At 68.2% G+C, this 2,272-nt stretch carries 3 protein-coding genes; all 3 read left to right on the forward strand.

Translation table 11 applies throughout. The annotated features are described in order from the left end of the window. On the forward strand, positions 1-512 hold a 512-nt coding region (locus Q1K70_RS18080), incomplete at its 5' end, for an NADH-quinone oxidoreductase subunit B (protein ID WP_300162654.1). After that, positions 509-1,060: an NADH-quinone oxidoreductase subunit C gene (locus Q1K70_RS18085; protein WP_300162657.1), complete on the forward strand. Its 552-nt coding sequence runs from the start codon at positions 509-511 to the stop codon at positions 1,058-1,060. The genes Q1K70_RS18080 and Q1K70_RS18085, both read left to right, overlap by 4 nt. Before the next feature lie 15 nt (positions 1,061-1,075). Next, positions 1,076-2,233 (forward strand): NADH-quinone oxidoreductase subunit D, encoded by a 1,158-nt coding sequence (locus tag Q1K70_RS18090; RefSeq protein ID WP_300162660.1) that lies wholly within the window; start codon positions 1,076-1,078, stop codon positions 2,231-2,233. Positions 2,234-2,272: the final 39 nt, after the last annotated feature.

The raw sequence follows: 2,272 nt of genomic DNA on the forward strand, positions 1-2,272 counted from the left end.
GTTGCGCCCCGGCCGTAAACACGGTCGATCCGGCCCTTGTGGCCACCCCGGCCGTCCAGAAGCTGGTGGACGTCTGCCGGGCCATGTCCATCTGGCCCATGACCTTTGGCCTGGCCTGCTGCGCCATCGAGATGATGGCCGTGGGCATGGCCCGCTTCGACATCGCCCGGTTCGGCGCGGAAGTCTTCCGCCCCTCGCCGCGCCAGTCGGACCTCATGATCGTGGCCGGCACGGTGAATAAAAAGATCGCCCCGGCCGTGGTGCGGCTCTACGAGCAGATGCCGGCCCCGCGCTACGTCATGGCGTTCGGCAACTGCGCCATCTCCGGCGGCCCCTTCAACATCGAGGGCCAGTACGGCGTCATCCAGGGCGTGGACACGCTCATTCCGGTGGACGTCTACGTGCCCGGCTGCCCGCCCCGTCCCGAGGGGCTCCTCGAAGGGCTTTTCGCGCTCCAGCAGAAGATCACCGGCAAGCGCTGGTGGCAGGTTCCCCAGGGAGGCCAGAAATGATTCCCGAATTCGTGGCCAAGCTCGGCGCGGCCTGCTCCGCGCCCCTCAGTCACGCCGCCACCGGCTGCGTGGCCTCCGTGACGCTGACCCCGGAGACCATCCACGACGCCCTGGCCGTCATGGACAAGGAGGGCTACCTCCTGGAGGACGTCATGGCCTCGGACCTGGAGGAGGGCTTCGAGGTGGCCTACCACCTGAGCCTGCTCGACGGAGCCAACCGTGTGGTCCTGCGCCTGACCGTGCCCCATGACGCGCCGAACGTGCCGACCATAAGCGACATCTATCCCGGCGCGGACTGGCACGAGCGGGAGTGCTTCGACTTCTACGGCATCGACTTCGTCGGCCACCCGAACCTGCACTATCTGCTCCTGCCCGAGGATTTCGAGGGTCATCCCCTCGTCAAGGCCTCCAAGGCGCGCAAGTCCCTGGCCGACCTCGTGCCCCTGGCCTACCTCGTGGACTGCGGACTGGCCGAGCCGGAACCCGAGCCGGCGGCCAAACCCAAGCCGGCGGCCAAGGCCGCCCCGGCCGCGTCCAAGGACGAGTAGGGCCGAGGAGGAACCATGCAAGCCTTCGATCCCACGGCCCTTCGGGGCGATCTGGCCTCGGCCCGCTTCGAGCCGGGGCCCACCGACGACAAGCTCATCCTCAGCATGGGCCCCCAGCACCCGTCCACCCACGGCGTGCTGCGCATCATGCTCGAGCTCGACGGCGAGTACATCGTGCGCGCCGAGCCCGTGCTCGGCTACATCCACCGCATGCACGAATGGATGGCCGAGCAGAAGACCTACATGCAGTTCATGCCCAATATGGGCCGGGTGGATTACCTGCACGCCATGGCCTGGAACTGGGCCTACGCCGGCGCGGTGGAGCGCCTCATGGGCGTGGAGGTTCCCGAGCGGGCCGAGTACATCCGCGCGGCCGTCACCGAACTCAACCGCATCAGTTCCCACCTGCTCTGGTGGGGGGCCTACCTGCTGGACCTCGGGGCCTTCACCCCCATCATGTACGCCTTCGACGACCGCGAGATCATCCTCGACATCCTGCAAGCCGTCACCGGTTCGCGCCTGACCTATTCCTACTTCACCATCGGCGGCGTCTACGGCGACGTGCCGGCCGACTTCGCCTCGCGCTGCCTGGCGTTCACCCGCCACCTGCGCTCGCGCCTGCCCATGTACCGCGACCTGGTCACGGACAACGTGATCCTGCGCGGCCGCTGCGAGGGCATCGGCGTCATGGACGTGGACCTGGCCCGGCGCTACGGCGCCACGGGTCCGTGCATCCGGGGCTCGGGCGCGCCCGTGGACACCCGCCGGGCCGAGCCCTACGGCGTCTACAACCGCTTCGACTTCCGCATCCCGACCTACGGCGAGGGCGACGCCATGGCCCGCTACATGGTGCGCCTGGACGAGATCGTCACCAGCTGCGAAATCATCGACCAGGCCGTGTCGGCCCTTCCCGAAGGGCCCGTCCAGGCCAAGGTCGGCAAGACCGTCAAGCCCCCCAAGGGCGAGGCCTGCTATGCCGTGGAAGGCGCGCGCGGCAAGATCCTCGTCCACGTGCGCTCCGACGGCGGCCCCAAGCCCTACCGGGTCAAGCTGCGCGCCCCGGGCTTTTCGAACCTGAGCGTCTTTTGCGAACTGGCGCGCGGCACGCTGCTGGCCGACGCCGTGTCCATCCTGGGCAGTCTGGACCTCGTCATCCCGGAGATCGACCGATGAACCTGGAACAGCTTTTAAGCCTGGATCATCCGCTCACGC

Origin of the sequence: Solidesulfovibrio sp. (genome assembly GCF_029978005.1) — a bacterium.
Taxonomy (GTDB): Bacteria; Desulfobacterota; Desulfovibrionia; order Desulfovibrionales; family Desulfovibrionaceae; genus Solidesulfovibrio.